Here is a 19,460-nt window from a genome sequence, read left to right on the forward strand (position 1 = left end):
TGGTGCCGTAGCGTCGGCCACCGGCGCTGACAGCCTGGCCATGGGCCCATCTGCGGTGGCGGACAAGGCCAATAGCGTGGCTATCGGCAATGGGGCCAAGGCCACCGTGGCAGACAGCGTAGCTCTGGGTAACGGTGCTACCACGGCTGCCATCGTCGATACCGCAAAAGGTACCGTGGCCGGTACCGAGCACACCTTTGCCGGTGGCGACGCCAAGGGCACCGTCAGCGTCGGTGCGGTGGGCAGCGAGCGCACTATCACCAACGTGGCAGCAGGACGCCTATCCGCGACCAGTACCGATGCGGTGAACGGTAGTCAGTTGTTCGCTACGAATACAGAAGTGGCCGAGAACAGGGGCGATATCACCACGATCAATAGTGATATTGCCAATCTGACGACGGACGCCAAGTACTACCAGGCCAACTCCACTGGTGCCGCAGCGTCGGCCACCGGCGCTGACAGCCTGGCCATGGGCCCATCTGCGGTGGCGGACAAGGCCAACAGCGTGGCTATCGGCAACGGGGCCAACGCCTCGGTGGCAGACAGCGTCGCCCTGGGTAACGGTGCTACCACGTCGGCCATCGTGGATACCGCCAAGGGCACCGTGGCGGGTACCGAGCACACCTTCGCCGGTGGCGATGCCAAGGGCACCGTCAGCGTGGGCGCAGCGGGTAGCGAGCGCACCATTACCAATGTGGCGGCGGGCCAGCTATCCGCGACCAGTACCGATGCGGTCAATGGCAGCCAGCTATACGCCACCAACCAGGCGGTGGGTGCCCTGGATGCGGGTGTGGTCAAGTACGACCTGGACGGAGACGACAATGTCGATACTGACAAGATCACCCTGGCCGGTGGGACTGATGGGACTACGCTGACCAACGTGGCAGATGGAGGCCTGACGGCAGAGAGCAGCGATGCGGTGAATGGCAGTCAGCTCTTTGCCACTAACGAGCGAGTGAGCAAGAACGAAGGCGATATCACCAATCTGACGACGGACGCCAAGTACTACCAGGCCAACTCCACCGGCACGGCGGCATCGGCTACCGGCACCGATAGTCTGGCGATGGGGCCCTCTGCGGTGGCAGACAAGGCCAATAGTGTGGCTATCGGCAACGGCGCCAAGGCTACGGTGGCTGACAGCGTGGCCCTGGGTAACGGAGCGACCACGGCCGCCATCGTGGATACCGCCAAGGGTACCGTGGCGGGCACTGAGTACACCTTTGCCGGTGGCGATGCCAAGGGTACTGTCAGCGTGGGGGCAGTGGGTAGCGAGCGCACCATCACCAATGTGGCGGCGGGCCAGCTGTCCGCGACCAGTACCGATGCGGTGAATGGTAGTCAGTTGTTCGCTACGAATACAGAAGTGGCCGAGAACAGGGGCGATATCACCACGATCAATAGCGATATTGCCAACCTGACGACGGACGCCAAGTACTACCAGGCCAACTCCACCGGCACGGCGGCGTCGGCCTCCGGCACCGATAGTCTGGCGGTGGGGCCCTCTGCGGTGGCAGACAAGGCCAATAGTGTGGCTATCGGCAACGGCGCCAAGGCTACGGTGGCTGACAGCGTTGCCCTGGGTAACGGAGCGACCACGGCGGCTATCGTGGATACCGCCAAGGGCACCGTGGCGGGCACCGAGTACACCTTCGCCGGAGGCGATGCCAAGGGCACCGTCAGCGTGGGGGCAGTGGGCAGTGAGCGCACCATCACCAACGTGGCAGCAGGTCGCCTATCCGCGACCAGTACCGATGCAGTGAACGGTAGTCAGTTGTTCGCTACGAATACAGAAGTGGCCAAAAACAGAGGCGATATCACCACGATCAATAGTGATATCGATGCGCTCGAGAGCGGCAACAAGTACTACCAAGCCAAGTCTACTCTTGATGGCGCCGATGCCAGCGGTACCGACAGCCTGGCCATGGGACCGGTGGCCAAGGCCAGCGCCAGTAATAGTGTGGCCATCGGCAACGGGGCCAACGCCAGCATTGCCAACAGCGTGGCGTTAGGTAACGGTGCCACCACGGCGGCAGTCGTCGATACCGCCAAGGGTACCGTGGCGGGCACCGAGTACACCTTCGCGGGTGGCGATGCCAAGGGCACCGTCAGTGTGGGTGCCGTCGGTAGCGAGCGCACCATCACCAACGTGGCAGCAGGTCGCCTATCCGCGACCAGTACCGATGCAGTGAACGGTAGTCAGTTGTTCGCTACGAATACAGAAGTGGCCAAAAACAGAGGCGATATCACCACGATCAATAGTGATATCGATGCGCTCGAGAGCGGCAACAAGTACTACCAAGCCAAGTCTACTCTTGATGGCGCCGATGCCAGCGGTACCGACAGCCTGGCCATGGGACCGGTGGCCAAGGCCAGCGCCAGTAATAGTGTGGCCATCGGCAACGGGGCCAACGCCAGCATTGCCAACAGCGTGGCGTTAGGTAACGGTGCTACCACGGCCGCCATCGTCGATACCGCAAAAGGTACCGTGGCGGGCACCGAGTACACCTTCGCGGGTGGCGATGCCAAGGGTACCGTCAGCGTTGGCGCTGCTGGTAGCGAGCGCACTATCACCAATGTCGCGGCGGCCCAGCTATCCGCTACCAGTACCGACGCGGTCAATGGCAGCCAGCTTTACGCCACCAATCAGGCGGTGGGTGCCCTGGATGCGGGCGTGGTCAAGTATGACCTGGACAGTAACGACCATGTCGATACCGACAGTATCACCCTCGCCGGCGGAACCGATGGCACCAAGCTGACTAATGTGGCGAAAGGAAACCTGACCGCGACCAGCACCGATGCGGTGAACGGCAGCCAGCTATACGCCACCAACCAGGCGGTGGGGGGACTGGATACCCGTTTGGGCGAGGCGGAAACGGATATCGGCGTCAACGCCGACAATATCAGCATCAATGCCAGCGCCATCAGAGATAACCGCGATGACATTCAGGACAATATCGATGCCATCGGAGGCATAGAGGCTAACGCGCGCTACTACAAGGCCAACTCCACTGGTGACGTGTCTGTCGCCACAGGTGTGGATAGCCTGGCGATGGGGCCCTCTGCCAGCGCCATGGGTGACAACAGCCTCGCCATCGGTAAGGGAGCCTCTGTCAGCGTCGCGTCCAGCGTCGCACTGGGCAGCGGGGCAAAGGCCGATCGCGCGATTGCTCCGGTTTCTGGGCAGTTTGCAGCGGGTTCCGGTGTGGTCTCCTACAACACGGGTGACGGCACCTTGTTGGGTGAAGTCTCTGTTGGCAAGACTGGCGAGTACCGACAGGTCACTCATGTCGCCGATGGTGTCGAGGACCATGACGCGGTGACGTTGCGTCAGCTCAAGGGGGCCATCGGCTCGCTATCGGATACCAATGCACTGTTCTTCCATGCCAACGGCATCGTAGACGAAGACTCCGTCGCATCAGGTGACAATGCCATGGCGGCGGGCCCTGGTGCTGTGGTCAATGCCGACGACGCCATCGGTGTCGGTTACCAAGCCAAGGTGGAAGCATCCGCAGCCGGGGCGATTGCCATCGGTGACCAGGCCCATAGTTCTCTGGCCGATGCGGTGACGATCGGCTCGTCAGCACAGGGTGGCGGGGAACAGTCCGTGGCCCTCGGTGCCGGGGCCAAGGCCACTCAGGCAGGTGCTGTTGCCCTGGGCGCGCAGTCCGTGACAGAGGATGCCGTGGCAACGAATACCGTCACCCTTCTTGGTCAGTCTCGTACAGTGGCAGGCGGTTCCCCCTTGGCGACGGTCAGTGTCGGTGCAGTGGGCAAGGAGCGCACGCTGACCCACTTGGCGGCGGGACGTGTGGCAGCGGATTCCACCGATGCCATCAATGGCAGTCAGCTCTTCGCGACCCATCAGGCGATGAACGAGCTGGTGGCCTACGACCGCATGGGCGATGGCAGCGTCAACTGGGGCCGGGTGACCCTCGGTGCCAAGACGAGGGCTGCGGGCGGAACGGTGCTGGATGGCGTGGCTGACGGCAAGATTGCCAGTGATAGCAAGGAAGCGATCAACGGCAGCCAGCTCAAGGACACCAATGACCGTGTGGCTCGGGTGGAAGGCGATGTGGATGGCATCGAGGACGTCATCGATGACATGAACGGCGATGTCGCAGCGCTGGCGGATAGCGCGGTGCAATATGACGCAGACGGTGACAAGGGTCAGATCACGCTAGGGGGCACTGGCGGTACGCTTATCACCAACGTAGCGGATGGCAGCATCAGTCAAGGCAGCAGTGAGGCCGTCAATGGTGGTCAGATCTGGGACCTGATGGAAGATGTTGGCGATCTGCAAGTGTCGGCGCAGGACAGCCAGTACTTCCAGGCCAACTCCAGCGCTCCTGCCGCCCAGGCCAAGGGTGATGACAGCATCGCCATTGGCGGCAAGGCCGTCGCTGAGTCCAAGGGTGGCGTGGCTCTGGGTAGCGGGGCAATCGCCGATCGCGAGGGCATGAATGGCAAGCAGGAGGCCTTCTCTGACGTTGCGGTGGCGTCGTCCCAGGGCGCGCTGTCGGTCGGGAGCGAAGGCGGTGAGCGCCAGATCACCCACGTGGCCGGTGGTACCGAAGACACCGATGCGGTCAATGTGCGTCAGCTCAAGTCCGTGCAGGAGGGCGCTGTCAACTATGACCGCAAGGATGACGGCAGCGTCGACTACGGTTCTGTCAGCCTCGGTAAGGGTGATGAGCCTGTACAGATCCACAATGTAGCGTCAGGGACGTCGACCTACGATGCGGTCAACCTTGGCCAGCTGAATGCACTGGATAGCAAGTTCAGCCACGCCTATGACCATCTCAGCGACAAGATCAATGAAGTCGAGCGTGATGCCAGTGGTGGCATCGCCGCCCTGGCCGCTATGGCGGATGCCCCTTATGTCGCGGGGAAGTTCACCTACCACATCGGTACTGGCTACCACAACGGCGAATCGGCCCTGGGTGTGAGCCTCCGGCGCACGGCAGATGACGGTCGCTGGAGTGTGGGGCTAGGGATCGGCGCATCCCATGGGGGGCCGACGGTGGGGCTGGGGGTTTCCGGGGTGATCGACTGAGAATGCATTCCCGCGTTGCATGGTGTGGGGTGTCGCATGGACATATGTTGGAAGAGGGCGTGAAGTAATGAAGCGATGGATAAGCGTAGTAGCGGGCTTGCTGCTGACGCCAGCAATGGCCCTGGCAAGCGTGCAAAGCGGCATCGATGCCTACATTAATGGCAATTACCCCGCCGCGTATGAACAGTGGCTGCCTCTGGCGCAGCAGGGTGACAAGGACGCACTGCATAACCTCGGCATCCTGTTTCTCGAAGGGCGAGGCGTCGAGCAGAACACCGAGCAAGCCATCTCCCTGCTGGAGCGAGCGGCAGAGCTCGGTAGCGTCTCGTCAGCGCTTGAACTCGCCGGGCTCTATGAAGCGGGACGACTGGTCCCCCAGGATGCCGCCAAGGCGGCCGAGTGGTATCGCCAAGCCGCTGAGGCGGGCTCGCCGCTGGCCCAGAACAACCTTGGGCTGTTGTACCTCAAGGGAGCGGGAGTAGAGCGTGATGTTGGCCAGGCCTTGAGTCGTTTCTCACTGGCGTCTTCAGCGGGGGTCGCAGTGGCCGCGGAAAACCTCGAGGCCGTCCTGGCTAGGCTTGTGGTCAAGCAGATCAAGGTACGCGGAGCCAATGTGCGTGAAGGGGGCTCGACCGACTTCCCCGTGATTGAGTGGGCCGGCCAAGGTGAGCAGGTCCACGTGATCGGGGAGGTCGATGGCTGGAGTCACGTCTATGTCGATGATGATCGTGCAGTAGGCTGGGTGGCCAGTCGCCTGTTGCAGGCGGCGGATCCCAGCTGAGGGAAGCGCTCGCTGATGTCGTAGGATGTATTGGGTAGCGCAGCTCTTTAGGCAAGGCCGCAGTCACCTGAAAGCTCTGCGTTACTTATCGTGTCAGCTGTTCCGCTCCAGGGCGTCCACGCAGAAGCGCAGGGCGCCTTTTTCATGTTCATGCTCAACATGGAAGCGCACGTTGACGTCGCGCAGGCTGACGCCGTACTGGCGTTGGTCGTCATGACCTCGATAGGCCGGTCTAGGATCTTGGCTCAGGACCTGGACAATCAAGCGCCTAAGCGATGCCCCGTGTGGGTGATCATCCAGTGCAGCCTGCGCTTCGGAAGAAAAGGACACGGCATGCTGGATGGGGGCGGTGGGGGCGAACCCCGCCCTGGCATCGGGCCGGCTTTCGGTCCAGGGCAGATACGGCTTGATGTCGACCACCGGGGTGCCATCCACCAGGTCCGCGCCGGCCAACAGCAAACTGACGCCCGCGGTGGTGTCGATGTCGAGGAGTTCGACCAAGGATAGCCCGAGTCGGTTGGGACGATGTGTGCTGCGGCTGGCGAATACGCCCATTCGGGCATTTCCGCCCAGGCGAGGCGGCCGAACCATCGGTTTCCAGCGTTGCGGACTAAGGTGAAAGATGAAGGTCAGCCACAGGTGGCTGAACTCATCGAGGCCTCTGACCGCCAAGGGGTCGGCAAACTCGCCCTCGAGTGTGAGCCAGGCTCTGGCATCCTTGACCAGGCCCGGCTGCCTGGGGACACCAAACTTATCGGGAAAGTCGCTGTGAATGGTGCCGATGGGGGTAAGCGTGAAGCTGGAGTCGGACATGCTCAGGCAGTGGCTCCGGCAAGAGGAAAATGGTCGAGTGGCGTCGCAGGGAGGGCCGACGTACCGGTGATCAGCGGATGCAGGCATCGTGTCATGGCAAAGCAGTGGGGCATTATCTTCTCTCGGCTGGTATCAAGATGGAGCTGGCTATTGGACAGAGCTCGGCTTGTGGGTAGGCTTGGCGAACCTCGCCAGGCGAGGTTGATGGCTGCCAGTCCCCCAGGAGTGTCTTTCATGTCTGCCCCTCATCCAGCATCGCCCGCACAGGAAGTCCGGCTTCCGCGTATCCGCTATCGCGAAGCCCTGGCGGATGACGCCTCGGACCAGGCGGAAGTGTTCTATCACGCGGTCATGACCGGTGCCAGCCGTCATTACAGCATCGAGCAACGTCATGCCTGGGCCTCGGCATTGCCCCGCGAGGGCGCCGCCTGGCGGGCTCGTCAGGCACTGTTTACGACCCTGGTGGCGGACTGTGACGGCCGCTGTGTCGGCTTTGTCGAGTACGACATCGCCCGTGCCAGAATCGAGACGCTTTACGTCTGGCCATCCCTGGCTGGACAGGGGATCGGCAGGCGTCTGCTCGAGCTGGCGGAGGAACGACTCAAGCAGGCGGGAGCCAGACGAATGATCATCGAGGCCAGCCTGCTGTTGGCCGAACCCTTGCTCAGGGCTGGTTGGGTATCCCATGGCGAAGAGTGGGTCGAGCGTAACGGGGAACGGCTGCCTCGCCTGTGTCTGAGCAAGGCTCTCACATGACGCTGACATGACGCCGACATGGCTCCGACGCGGGCTCTGACATTATCCTGAGACGATGACCCGGCCGCACGCCTGCCAGCGTGCGGGGGTACGCTCTATAAGCCCTCTGTCAGCGATAGGCCCTCTATCAGTAACGAGTCCGCCGTAAGCCTCTGTCAGCTAGCTGGGCCGTCTTCCACCATCCGCATGGACAGGTCAATCGCCTTGATGTCCTTGGTCAAGGCGCCGCTGGAAATGCAGTCGACGCCGGTGTCAGCGATCGCTTTCAGGGTGGTCTCATCGACATTGCCGGAGGCCTCCAGCGTGGCGCGACCGGCGACCTGGCGCACGGCTTCGCGCATATCGTCCAGCGAGAAGTTGTCCAGCATGATGACATCTGCACCGGCTGCCAGCGCCTGGTTGAGCTCATCAAAGGTCTCGACTTCGACCTCCACGGTGAGATCCTTGGCGATGCTGCGCGCTTCCTTCACGGCTCCGGCGATACCGCCGCAGGCCCAGATGTGATTCTCCTTGATCAGAAAGGCATCGTAGAGCCCTATCCGGTGGTTGGTGCCGCCCCCGCAGGCCACCGCATACTTCTGTGCGACGCGCATGCCGGGTAGCGTCTTGCGGGTGTCCAGCAGCTTGACCCCGGTCCCTTCCAGCAGGTCCACATAGTGGCGCGTTCGGGTGGCCGTGGCAGATAGCGTCTGCAGCAGGTTCAGGGCGGCCCGCTCGCCGGTGAGCAGGCTCCTGGCAGGGCCAGTCAGCTCAAGAAACGGCACGTCGGGCGTCAGTCGATCACCGTCGGCTGCATGCCAGGTCAAGGTGACGCGCGGGTCAAGGCGGCGGAACAGCTCGTCGACCCAAGCCACGCCGCACAGGATAGCCGGCTCGCGGCTGATGACTCGGGCGTGGCCCTGGTGTTTTTCGGGAATCAGCTGAGCCGTAATGTCCACCGGGCCGACATCCTCTGCCAGCAGGCGAGCGGCGCTGTTGCGGATCTCTTCGGCAAGGGCGTCCTGGAAATGCATGGATATCTCTGTATTGCGGCGCGTGGAGCCGACATTATAGGGGGGATAAGCCTCGGCGTCAGTGCCTGGGCGACAGACTCCGATACCGGCAAGGAGAGGCCAGTGACCTGTGTGAACGGATGGTTGAACGATGCTCGACAGGTACCTTCACCGAACATCAATGAGCGGCCCGACCAGGAAGTGTCTGCGGTGGTGCTGCATTCGATCAGCCTGCCGCCGGGTGAGTTTGGCGGTGATCATATCGAAGCGCTGTTCTGTAACCGGCTGGTGCCAGAGGCCCATCCTTACTTTGCCAAGATAGCGGGGCTCAAGGTGTCCGCGCATCTGCTGATTCGACGAGATGGCGAGTGCGTGCAGTTTGCTCCCTTCGAGGCTCGCGCCTGGCACGCTGGGCGCTCGCGCTGGTTCGATGGGCATCGCATGCGTGACGAGCTGAATGATTTTTCCATTGGCATCGAACTCGAAGGTGATCCATCGACGCCATATAGAGAAGCACAGTACCGACGTCTGGCACAGGTGCTGCACGATCTGTTTGATGCCTACCCACTCATCACCCCCGAAAGGCTGACCAGTCATGCTCGAATCGCCCCTCTGCGCAAGGACGACCCGGGTCCGTCTTTTGACTGGGCTTATCTGCGCCGCTGTTTGCAGTGCCGCGAGTCGAGGGCCTAGGCCAGCGTTCTTGCACAGTTCGACCGCAAGCCGGGTGTCAAACGGTAGTTTGTTTACAAGTGGCTGACTTTCGTCACATAACTGGCAGAGGAGCGTGGCTAAGCCATTGTGTTGCAGTGCAATATAGCTGAATTGAAAAACATTTCCATAGCTGGTTCAATTGGCAGTGCAGGGCGATTGAGGTATCTTCTTGCCCAATCGTGCCCGGTTGGCACGGATAATCTCGTAATATTACTACATGCCTGACGCTGCGAGGCGGCCGGGGATTACTCCTCAATCCCGCTCGCTCATTGGCCTCGATCGCGGGGCAGTGGACCCCCATCGTCATTCGGAGAGACGTTCTATGAGTCTTGGTTCAAGAGAAGATCTCGATCCGGTCGAAACCCAGGAATGGTTGGATTCCCTGGAGTCAGTCCTGGATCGCGAGGGCGAGGATCGTGCCCGGTACCTGATGACACGGCTCGCCGACCGTTATCGCCAGGACGGCATGCAGGTGCCCTTCTCGGTCACCACCCCGCATCGCAACACCATTCCGGTGCACTGTGAAGCGCCGATGCCGGGCGACCTGTTCATGGAGCGTCGTATCCGCTCGGTGATCCGCTATAACGCCATTGCCCAGGTCATTCGTAATAACCGTGCCAAGCCAGGGCTTGGTGGCCACATCGCCAGTTTCATGTCCTCCGCGACGCTGTATGACGTGGGCTTCAACCACTTCTTCCGCGCCCCGAACGGAGACTTCGAAGGCGACCTGATCTATATCCAGGGCCACGTGGCGCCGGGTATCTATGCCCGTGCCTACCTTGAAGGTCGTCTGACCGAAGAGCAGATGGACAGCTACCGCCAGGAAGTGGACGGCAATGGCTTGTCCTCTTACCCGCACCCCTGGCTGATGCCGGATTTCTGGCAGTTCCCCACGGTGTCCATGGGTCTGGGCCCGATCCAGGCGATCTACCAGGCCCACGTCATGAAGTACCTGCACTCCCGCGAACTGCATGATATGCAGGACCGCAAGATCTGGTGCTTCATGGGTGACGGCGAATGCGACGAGCCGGAATCCCTCGGTGCCATTCACCTGGCCAGCCGCGAAAAACTCGACAACCTCATCTTCGTCATCAACTGCAACCTGCAGCGTCTCGACGGCCCGGTGCGCGGTAACTCCCGCATCATCGACGAGCTCGAAGGTGTCTTCCGCGGCGCCGGCTGGAATGTGCTGAAGGTCGTCTGGGGACGCCACTGGGATCCGCTGTTCGAGAAAGACAAGAAGGGCATGCTGCAGAAGCGCATGGACGAGGCGGTCGACGGCGACTACCAGAATTACAAGGCCAACGGCGGCGCGTACACCCGGGAGCACTTCTTCGGCAAGTACCCGGAAACCGCCGACTTGGTCAAGGACATGTCCGACGAGGACATCTGGAAGCTCAACCGTGGTGGTCATGACCCGTTCAAGGTCTACGCGGCGTATCACGAGGCGACCACCAACGCCAACGGCCGTCCCACCGTGATCCTGGCGCATACCGTCAAGGGCTACGGCATGGGTGGCGGCGATGGTGAGGCGGCCAACGAAGCCCACCAGGTCAAGACCATGGAGTACGAAGCGCTCAAGCGGTTCCGTGATCGCTTCGGCATTCCCATCTCCGACGAGCAGCTCAAGGATGTGCCGTACTACAAGCCCGAAGATGACTCTCCGGAAATGAAGTACATGCACTACCGCCGCGAGCAGCTGGGTGGCTACCTGCCGAGTCGTCGTGCGGACTTTGAAGCGCTGGAAATTCCTGGTCTTGACGACAAGACCTTTGCGTCCCAGACCGCAGGGTCCAAGGGCCGTGAGGTGTCCACCACCATGGCCTTCGTGCGTGTCCTGAACGGCCTGGTCAAGGACAAGAAGATCGGCAAGCGCGTGGTGCCGATCATCCCCGACGAGGCCCGTACCTTTGGCATGGAAGGGATGTTCCGTCAGCTCGGGATCTACACCTCCGAAGGGCAGAAGTACGAGCCCGTCGACAAGGGACAGATCATGTTCTACCGCGAGGATCAGAAAGGTCAGATCCTCGAGGAAGGCATCACCGAGGCCGGCGCCATGTCGGCGTGGATTGCCGCCGCCACGTCCTACTCGAACAACAACACCACGTTGTTGCCGTTCTACATCTACTACTCGATGTTCGGCTTCCAGCGTATCGGTGATCTGGCCTGGGCCGCGGGTGACATGCAGGCGCGAGGCTTCCTGTGTGGCGGCACCGCCGGCCGTACCACGCTCAATGGTGAAGGTCTCCAGCACCAGGACGGGCACAGCCTGCTGCAGGCAGCGATGATCCCGAACTGCCGGACCTACGATCCCACTTACGCCCACGAAGTGGCCGTCATCGTGCAGGATGGTTTGAAGCGCATGTTCGCCGACAAGGAGAACTGCTTCTACTACCTGACCCTGATGAACGAAAACTACGAGCATCCGGAGCTTGCCGAGATTCCCGCCGCGGACATCATCAAGGGCATGTATCTGCTGCGCGAGACCGAGGGCAAGAAGGGACACGTCCAGCTGCTGGGGTCGGGTACCATCCTGCGCGAAGTCGAGGCAGCCGCTGAAATGCTTGCCGAAGAATGGGGTATCGGCTCGGATATCTGGAGCGTGACCAGCTTCAACGAGCTGCGTCGTGAAGCGCTCGGTCTCGATCGTCAGGCCTTCATCAACCCTGAGGCCAAGCCCGAGAAGCCCCATGTCACCAAGTGCCTCGAAGGGCGCAAGGGTCCGGCTATCGCGTCCACCGACTACATGAAGCTGTACGCCGACCAGGTTCGCGCCTGGGTGCCGACCGACTATCATGTACTGGGCACCGACGGCTACGGTCGCTCCGACACTCGCGAAGCGCTGCGTGCCTTCTTCGAGGTGGATCGTTACTACGTCACCGTGGCGGCGCTCAAGGCGCTGGCGGATCGCGACGAGATCGATCGCAAGGTCGTGGCCGAGGCACTCAAGAAGTACGACATCGACCCGAACAAGCCCAACCCCCTGGACGTCTGAGGCGACAAGGGAATGTTCGGTGGCATGGCGGGCCGGGAGGCCCGCCTCCGTCAAGAGTTTGAAGGAGCGCGACCTTGAGTAGCGAAATCATCAAAGTGCCCGATATCGGTGGGGACACCGATGTAGAAATCATCGAGATCGCCGTATCCGAGGGCGACGTGATCGAAGCGGAAGATACGCTGATCACCCTGGAGTCGGACAAGGCCAGCATGGATGTGCCCGCGCCCAAGGGCGGCAAGGTCATCAAGGTGCTGGTCAAGGAAGGGGATACCGTCTCCGAAGGTGACGACATCGTCGAGATCGAAGCCGAAGGCGGTGGCGATGCCGACGCAGGCAACGACGCGGCTGACGATGCCAAGGACGACGCCCCCAAGGCGGAGGCCGACAGCCAGCAGGAGGCGTCAGCGGCCAGCGACAGCAAGCCTGCTCCCAAGCAGAGCGGCGGCAGTCGTACCGTGGAGATCAAGGTTCCGGACCTCGGTGGCTCCAGCGATGTGGAGATCATCGAAGTGGCGGTGTCCGAAGGCGATGATGTCGCCGAAGAAGATACCCTGATTACCCTGGAGTCCGACAAGGCTTCCATGGATGTGCCCAGCCCCCACGCCGGCAAGTTGGTCAGCCTGAGCGTGAAGGAAGGCGACACCGTCTCCGAAGGCGATGTGATCGGCACCATGGAAGTGGCGGGTGAAGGCGGCGACGAGGATGATGGCGCGTCGGATGACGCTGCGTCCGCCAGCGCGCCTGAGGCCAGCGAGCCGGCATCCGAGGATGACGGTGACGATGATGACGCCGCCGCAGAAGGCGGCCGTCAGGAAGTGCGCGTGCCGGATCTCTCCGGTTCCAGTGACGTACCGATCATCGAGATGGCCGTCAGTGAGGGTGATGAGGTCGATGTCGAAGACGCCCTGATCACGTTGGAGTCTGACAAGGCCTCCATGGACGTGCCAAGCCCCTTCAGGGGCAAGGTGGTCGAACTTTCGGTCAAGGAAGGCGACACCGTTTCCGAGGGCGACTTGATCGGCTATATCGAAGTGGCCGGTGCAGCGCCCAAGAAGAAGGCAGCGCCCAAGCAGGAAGCGGCTAAGCAGGCAGCGCCCAAGCAGGAGGCGTCCAAGCAGCAGGCGTCTGGCGGCGGTTCGGCGGATAGCGCCAAGGGCTCTGCCGTGGCGGACAAGCCTCGCGATGCCAAGAACGTGCACGCGGGTCCGGCGGTGCGCATGCTGGCACGTGAGCTGGGTGTCGATCTTGGCCTGGTCAAGCCCTCCGGTCCCAAGGACCGAGTGCTCAAGGAAGACGTCCAGAACTACGTCAAGCAGGCCATGGCCAATCAAGGCAAGAGCCAGGGGGCATCCGCTCCGGCAGCTGCCGCGGGTGGTTCCGGTATTCCGCCGATTCCCGATCAGGACTTTAGCCAGTTCGGTGAGATCGAAGAGAAGCCGATGGGCCGCCTGATGAAGATGGGCGCCAACAACCTGCATCGCAGCTGGGTCAACATTCCCCACGTGACGCAGTTTGACGAGGCCGACATCACCGAGCTCGAGGCCTTCCGCAAGTCGATGAAGGCGGAAGCCGAGGCTCAGGGTGCGAAACTGACGCCGCTGCCGTTCATGATCAAGGCGTGTGCATACGCCCTGGCCAAGTACCCGCAGTTCAACGTCAGCCTCAAGGCCGACGGCGAGACCGTGGTGCACAAGAAGTATGTGCATATCGGCATCGCCGTGGATACGCCTGACGGCCTGATGGTGCCGGTGATTCGTGATGCCGACAAGAAGTCGCTGATCGACCTGGCCAAGGAGTCGGTGGAGCTGGCCAAGAAAGCCCAGTCCAAGAAACTCAAGCGCGAAGAGATGACCGGTGGCTGTTTCACCATCTCGAGCCTTGGGTCGATTGGCGGCACCGCCTTCACCCCCATTGTGAACCCGCCTGAAGTGGCGATTCTCGGGGTGTCCAAGGCGTCCATGAAGCCGGTATGGGATGGTGCGGCCTTCCAGCCACGCCTGATGATGCCGCTGTCGCTGTCCTATGATCACCGTGCGGTGAACGGGGCCGACGCGGCGCGCTTTACCGCGCTGCTGGGACAGCTGCTGACCGACGTCCGGCGTCTGCTGCTGTAAGCCTGCTCCACCTGGGAGCAACGAACGGCGCCGCAAGGCGCCGTTCGTCGTTGGCGGCCCGCTCATCAAGTGGCCCTTCACCTGATCAGAGGTGTTGGTGCCATGCTGTGCTACGTCACGCGAATCATGAACCTTTGATGACGCCTGACGAAAGTGCAATCCAGTATTTAGTTATTTGATATTACAGTTGTTTATCATCTTTTTCCGGTGCTGTGGCGGTTGTCTCAGGTTGTGTCGCCAGAGCTGCGCGGGTATTGTTCGCTAACCCTATTCTTCACCCCGAATTTTTCGCTTTTTCGAAGGAGTTCTACTGATGCGTTTGATCCTCTTGGGTGCACCGGGAGCCGGCAAGGGCACCCAGGCTCAATTCATCTGCGAGCGTTATGACATTCCGCAGATTTCCACTGGCGACATGCTGCGCGCAGCGGTCAAGGAAGGCAGTGAGCTGGGGCTCAAGGTGAAGGAAATCCTGAATACCGGCGGTCTGGTGTCCGATGACATCATCATCGCTCTGGTGAAGGAGCGCATCGCTCAGCCTGACTGTGCCAATGGCTTCCTGTTCGACGGCTTCCCCCGCACCATTCCCCAGGCCGACGCCATGAAGGACGGTGGTGTGAAGATTGACCACGTGCTGGAAATTGCCGTGGCCGATGAAGAGATCGTCAATCGCCTGGCGGGTCGTCGCGTCCACCCGGCATCCGGTCGCGTCTATCACGTCGTCTACAATCCGCCGAAGGAAGAAGGCAAGGATGACGTCACCGGCGAGGCGCTGATCCAGCGTGAAGACGACAGCGAGAGCACCGTGCGCAATCGCCTGTCCGTGTATCACGAACAGACCGAGCCGCTGGTGGGTTACTACCAGGAGTGGGCAGCCGAGGCGCCTGAGGCTGCACCTCGCTACCACCGTGTCGCAGGTGTCGGAAGCGTGGACGACATCACCCGTCAGGTGCTCGAGGCCCTGGAGGGCTAGTCAGGCTTCCCGCCCGTGCATCGCTGACCACGGCCCGCCATTGGCGGGCCGTGGTCGTTTACCGGGCATAGCCTGTCAAATGAGCCTGTCAAATGAGCCCGTCAGCTGAGCCCGCCAAATGTCCGACGAGCTCGGGTGCCGGCCCCCATTTGCCGGTCACTTGCTTTATAATGCGCCGGTTTTTCCCTTGCAGGATGAGTCCAACATGACCCTGATTGTGGCCCTCGACGCTTCTTCCAGCGCCTGTTCTGCGGCCTTGCTGCGCCGTATCGACGGCCAGCCGGATGAAGTGCTGGCACGTTTTGCGCAGACCCCGCGAGAGCACACTCGGCGTTTGATGCCGATGGTGGATGAAGTATTGGCAGAGGCTGGCGTCACGGCCAATGCGTTGGATGCCGTGGCGTACGGTCGTGGGCCAGGCTCGTTCACTGGACTGCGTATCGCGGCGGGAGTGGCTCAGGGGCTTGCTTATGGTCTGGGACGACCGCTGATCGGCGTGTCGACGCTGCAAGCGCTGGCTCTGAGCGGTTATCGCAGCCACCGTTATCGTTACATGGTGACGGCTCTGGACGCTCGTATGGGGGAAGTCTATGCCGCTGCCTGGCGCATCGATGATGGCCTGCCGGTAGCGTTGGTGGACGAAGCGGTGTTGCCACCGGAGCGGCTGCTACTGCCTAAAGAGCATGAGGATCATGACTGGGTCGGGCTTGGGTCTGGCTGGGCCCTGTGGGATCAGATGCCGGCAGAGCTCCAGGCCAACCTGAACCTGACAGTGGTGGACATCGATCCGGCTGCCGAAGACATGGCGCGACTTGCCGTGCAGGTGTTCGACGCTGGCGGCGGTCAGCGGCCCCATGACGCTCAGCCTGTCTATCTTCGAGACCAGGTGGCCTGGAAGAAGACGGCAAGGAAGCGTGCTCAGTGAGCGTACGCTTGGCCCCAGGGCTCGCCTTGCCCTTCCCGCTGGAGCATTGCCCCGAAGCCGGGCTTTTGCTTGAGCGAGACGAGCAGGGACGGCTAGTGCTGGCAGGGGATGAGGCCCTCTACGGCAAGCCGCTGTGGGTCGACTTTATCGGTGGTCGTGATGGTCATCGCCGACGCTTCGGCGGAGGACGCGGTCAGCTGGTGGCCAGGGCCTGTGGCCTGGCAAAGGGCATTACGCCCCAGGTGGTCGATGCTACCGCTGGGCTTGGGCGTGACGCCTTCGTCCTGGCGAGCCTGGGCGCCGACGTGCTGCTGATCGAGCGTGTGGCCGCCATTGCCGCGCTGCTCGACGATGGCCTGCAACGTGCACGTGGCTGCGAGGAAACCCGTGATGCGGCGCAGCGCATGACCCTATGTCACGGCGACAGCAGCCGTGATCTCGCCGAGCTGGTGGCGGACCATCACAAGGCACCCGAAGTGATCCATCTCGATCCCATGTTTCCTCATCGGGACAAGTCAGCGCTGGTCAAGAAGGAGATGCGGGTCTTCCGGGAGTTGGCAGGTGATGATGCTGACGCGCCGCGCTTGCTGGAGGCGGCGCTTGATGTGGCGACTCACCGGGTGGTGGTCAAGCGCCCGCGCAAGGCTCCGCCGATCGATGGGCCCGAGCCAAGGCACCGGCTGGAAGAGAAAACCAGCCGCTACGATATCTACGTGCATCGCTCGCTCAAGGCTCAGGGTTGAGCGCGGACTGGCGGTCGCGCACGTCACTGTTTTCGCGGTAGCGGGTGATCAGCGCCAGGCGTCTGCGCAGTGATGCATCGAGCAGGCGAGAGGCACGCTGGGCGGCTTGTCTGAGACACTCATCGAAGTGGACCTGCTGCTGCTCAAGCCAGATCCAGCCTTCCTGCCCCAGGGTGTCGATCAATGTCTCGAACAGTTTGGGATCAAAGAATTCCGGTGCCTCGCGGCCGCTGAGCAGGCCTAGCCGTTCTGCCAGGTCGCGGGAGCGCTCGGTCAATTCCTGCCGGGTCAGGGTGCCGCTGCCCGCGTGCAGCAGAACTTCGATCAGCAGCGCGTTGCGTTCCAGCGACGGCTGAATCATGCGTCCGACCAGCTGCAGCCGCTCCCGCGCCGCCAGGCTGTCCTTCGGGGTGAAGCTCGCGCCGTAGCGTTCCAGCAGGTCGAGATCACACAGGCTGGTCAGGATGGCATCGATACGCTCTCCAAGATCGGCATCATCGCTGATGCAGAATTCATGTGCCAAGGGTGGCCATAGAGGACGCAGCAGGTCGTGCAGCTCTGCTGGGCTGCGCTGAGTTCGGCTACGGAAGGCAAAGGCCACCAGGGCCGGCAGAGCAAACAGGTGCAGCACATTGTTGCGATACCAGGCCAGTTGCGCGGCCTGGGCGGGGGTGGCACTGACGATATCACCCAGGCGGTGATGGTGGCGTTCGACCAGCTCCAGCGCGACGGCTTTGGTCACACAGTCCTCTGGCGATTCGGCCGGTAAGCTGGGCGTCTGGGCGCAGGCCGGACTGCGGGCAAGCCGGCTCAGCAGCGCCAACTGGTCACACAGCGTCGCGTGTTCCAGTGCGCGATAAGGTGACGCCAGCAGGGCAAGGCCGGTCAGGTTGGCAGCATTCAGCGCGGCGACCTCATTGATACGCTGCGTCAGCAGGTGGCCAAGACCCGTGACCGTGGGTTTCAACCAGGGGTGATCATCGGCCCCGCTAGTGCGCCACTCCGGGGCGGACCGATCAAGGAAGTCGGCGATGGGCAGCGGTTCCCCGATGTTGACGGCGACCCGGCCGTAGGGCTCTCGCAGCCGGCCAATGACCCGCAACAGACCCAGCGGCGATTCCTTGCGTTTCTTGCCGCCGCTCAGTTCGCGCTGATAGCTCGAGTTTTCGAGAATGCGCTCATAGCCAATGTAGACAGGCACGAACACCATCGGGCGGTCGTCGCCGCGTTGACAGCGCATGAATGAGGTCAGGGTCATGGCCAGCATGCCGGGACGCGGAGACAACATGCGGCCACTTCGCGAACGCCCGCCTTCGATGAAGTACTCCATCGGGTAGCCACCGGCCAGCAAGCGATGCAGGTACTCGTTGAAGACGGCGCCATAGAGCCGGTTGTCGCGGAAGCTGCGGCGCAGGAAGAACGCCCCGCCGCGCCTCAAAAGGGGGCCGACGATCGGCATGTTGAGATTCTTGCCCGCCGCGATGTGCGGCGGCATCAGCCCCTCTCGGTAAAGCACGTAGGACAGCAGCAGGTAGTCGATATGACTGCGGTGGCAGGGCACGTAGATCAGGGTGTGGTCGCCTGCCAGGGACTTGACCTTGTCCAGGCCGGTCACATCGACGCCATCGTACAGGCGATTCCACAACCGCCGCAGGGCGCCGGCAAGGAAGCGCAACACCGGATAGGTCATGTTTGCCGCAATCTCATGCCCGTAACGGCGTGCACGTCGCTTTAGCCGCGAGGGCGACATCCCCTGGTCGACCTGCTGTTCGATGGCATGGCGTACCGCATCGCTGGCCACGACGCCCTGGATCATGGTGCTGCGGTGAGACAGATCCGGGCCCAGCACCCGTGTGCGCACGCGGCGAAAATGCACGCGGAGCAGGCGAGCGGCCTTGCGGTTGGTGAGCGATGGGTCACCATTGTGCAGCTCCTCGAGGTGCAGAGGCGCGCCGAACTGCAGCTCCACATCGCGGCCGTTGATCAAGACCGACAAGGCCCGTCGAACTCGCCCGGTTAGTTGCCAGCTATCTGCTGCCAGCAGATGCCAGAAGCCGAAATTCTTGCCCGGGGCGCGACCCCAGAACACGCTGACCGGTACTAGCTGGACCTGGATACCGTTGGCGACAAGCTGGGTAAATGGAGCAACGCTGGTCGCGCGGCCGCGCCACAGGCGCGAGCCACGAGCCGGAAGCGCCACGCAGCGTGGCAGTGAAAGCTCCGCCAACTTGCCGTGGGCGGGAGGCAGTCCATGCTCCCGACAGTAGGCATCCAGCAGCAGCACATCGCTGAGTGCTGGCCTTGGCAGCACATACAACGTCGGCAGGTCGGGATTGAGCTGCAGCGGAGCCGGCTCGGCCAGGCGGACCTCTGTCCATAGTTTGATCAGTCGTCGCAGCGGCGCGTGAAACATAGCCATCCCGTTGTCCATGCCGCGAGCAGTCCGGGCTCGGCGGTCATCCATGTGTGCCGTCAGTATAACGATCGGACACGCAAACTTGGGATTAATTGCGAAGAAGGCTGGCGTCAGGCCACCTTCTCTCGCGACTTTTCTGTGCCCTTTGATTAGGGTATTCAGGAGTCACGATGGTGGCGGGTGTGACG

The 19,460-nt window shown here is 62.1% G+C and carries 12 protein-coding genes; 9 read left to right on the forward strand and 3 right to left on the reverse strand.

What is annotated here, in order from left to right:
- Nucleotides 1-5,053, forward strand: a 5,053-nt coding sequence (locus KUV86_RS02410) for a YadA-like family protein (RefSeq protein WP_222483461.1), incomplete at its 5' end; no start/stop codon positions are given.
- A gap of 67 nt (nt 5,054-5,120) precedes the next feature.
- Nucleotides 5,121-5,834: an SH3 domain-containing protein gene (locus KUV86_RS02415; RefSeq protein WP_222483462.1), complete on the forward strand. Its 714-nt coding sequence runs from the start codon at nt 5,121-5,123 to the stop codon at nt 5,832-5,834.
- 93 nt (nt 5,835-5,927) lie between these two features.
- Here the strand turns inward: KUV86_RS02415 and tsaA are convergent, their stop codons facing one another.
- Nucleotides 5,928-6,647: a tRNA (N6-threonylcarbamoyladenosine(37)-N6)-methyltransferase TrmO gene (gene tsaA, locus KUV86_RS02420; RefSeq protein WP_222483463.1), complete on the reverse strand. Its 720-nt coding sequence runs from the start codon at nt 6,645-6,647 to the stop codon at nt 5,928-5,930.
- Between the two features lie 234 nt (nt 6,648-6,881).
- Between tsaA and KUV86_RS02425 the strand changes: the two genes are divergently transcribed.
- Entirely contained in the window at nt 6,882-7,403 is a 522-nt protein-coding gene (locus tag KUV86_RS02425; protein ID WP_222483464.1) for a GNAT family N-acetyltransferase, read from the forward strand.
- Between the two features lie 155 nt (nt 7,404-7,558).
- On the opposite strand, the gene nadC is transcribed toward KUV86_RS02425, so the two are convergent.
- Nucleotides 7,559-8,416: a carboxylating nicotinate-nucleotide diphosphorylase gene (nadC, locus tag KUV86_RS02430; protein ID WP_222237134.1), complete on the reverse strand. Its 858-nt coding sequence runs from the start codon at nt 8,414-8,416 to the stop codon at nt 7,559-7,561.
- A gap of 102 nt (nt 8,417-8,518) precedes the next feature.
- Between nadC and ampD the strand changes: the two genes are divergently transcribed.
- From ampD to KUV86_RS02460, 6 genes are all read left to right on the forward strand, one after another.
- Entirely contained in the window at nt 8,519-9,088 is a 570-nt protein-coding gene (gene ampD / locus KUV86_RS02435; protein WP_315900954.1) for a 1,6-anhydro-N-acetylmuramyl-L-alanine amidase AmpD, read from the forward strand.
- A gap of 343 nt (nt 9,089-9,431) precedes the next feature.
- Nucleotides 9,432-12,104, forward strand: a complete 2,673-nt coding sequence (gene aceE, locus KUV86_RS02440) for a pyruvate dehydrogenase (acetyl-transferring), homodimeric type (RefSeq protein ID WP_222483466.1) — start codon at nt 9,432-9,434, stop codon at nt 12,102-12,104.
- 74 nt (nt 12,105-12,178) lie between these two features.
- A complete protein-coding gene (gene aceF, locus KUV86_RS02445) occupies nt 12,179-14,218 on the forward strand; it encodes a pyruvate dehydrogenase complex dihydrolipoyllysine-residue acetyltransferase (RefSeq protein WP_222483467.1) in 2,040 nt (679 codons plus the stop codon).
- 313 nt (nt 14,219-14,531) lie between these two features.
- Entirely contained in the window at nt 14,532-15,188 is a 657-nt protein-coding gene (gene adk / locus KUV86_RS02450; RefSeq protein ID WP_222161672.1) for an adenylate kinase, read from the forward strand.
- Nucleotides 15,189-15,393: 205 nt separating this feature from the next.
- Nucleotides 15,394-16,113 carry a tRNA (adenosine(37)-N6)-threonylcarbamoyltransferase complex dimerization subunit type 1 TsaB gene (gene tsaB, locus KUV86_RS02455; protein WP_222483468.1) on the forward strand — a complete coding sequence of 240 codons (720 nt, stop codon included), beginning with the start codon at nt 15,394-15,396 and terminating at the stop codon, nt 16,111-16,113.
- A gap of 38 nt (nt 16,114-16,151) precedes the next feature.
- Nucleotides 16,152-16,856 carry a class I SAM-dependent methyltransferase gene (locus tag KUV86_RS02460; RefSeq protein WP_261317320.1) on the forward strand — a complete coding sequence of 235 codons (705 nt, stop codon included), beginning with the start codon at nt 16,152-16,154 and terminating at the stop codon, nt 16,854-16,856.
- Here KUV86_RS02460 and plsB read toward each other — a convergent pair.
- Nucleotides 16,840-19,275 (reverse strand): glycerol-3-phosphate 1-O-acyltransferase PlsB, encoded by a 2,436-nt coding sequence (gene plsB, locus KUV86_RS02465; protein ID WP_261397524.1) that lies wholly within the window; start codon nt 19,273-19,275, stop codon nt 16,840-16,842. The two genes, KUV86_RS02460 and plsB, sit on opposite strands and share 17 nt — an antisense overlap.
- Nucleotides 19,276-19,460 lie beyond the last annotated feature (185 nt).

The sequence above is a fragment of the Halomonas sp. DP8Y7-3 genome (genome assembly GCF_019801675.1).
GTDB classification, from domain to species: domain Bacteria; phylum Pseudomonadota; class Gammaproteobacteria; order Pseudomonadales; family Halomonadaceae; genus Halomonas; species Halomonas litopenaei_A.

What these genes read in the sequence shown, in the direction of transcription:
- KUV86_RS02415 (WP_222483462.1), top strand. Translation starts at nt 5,121, where the DNA reads ATGAAGCGATGGATAAGCGTAGTAGCGGGCTTGCTGCTGACGCCAGCA.
- tsaA (WP_222483463.1), bottom strand. Translation starts at nt 6,647, where the DNA reads ATGTCCGACTCCAGCTTCACGCTTACCCCCATCGGCACCATTCACAGC.
- KUV86_RS02425 (WP_222483464.1), top strand. Translation starts at nt 6,882, where the DNA reads ATGTCTGCCCCTCATCCAGCATCGCCCGCACAGGAAGTCCGGCTTCCG.
- nadC (WP_222237134.1), bottom strand. Translation starts at nt 8,416, where the DNA reads ATGCATTTCCAGGACGCCCTTGCCGAAGAGATCCGCAACAGCGCCGCT.
- aceE (WP_222483466.1), top strand. Translation starts at nt 9,432, where the DNA reads ATGAGTCTTGGTTCAAGAGAAGATCTCGATCCGGTCGAAACCCAGGAA.
- adk (WP_222161672.1), top strand. Translation starts at nt 14,532, where the DNA reads ATGCGTTTGATCCTCTTGGGTGCACCGGGAGCCGGCAAGGGCACCCAG.
- tsaB (WP_222483468.1), top strand. Translation starts at nt 15,394, where the DNA reads ATGACCCTGATTGTGGCCCTCGACGCTTCTTCCAGCGCCTGTTCTGCG.
- plsB (WP_261397524.1), bottom strand. Translation starts at nt 19,275, where the DNA reads ATGGCTATGTTTCACGCGCCGCTGCGACGACTGATCAAACTATGGACA.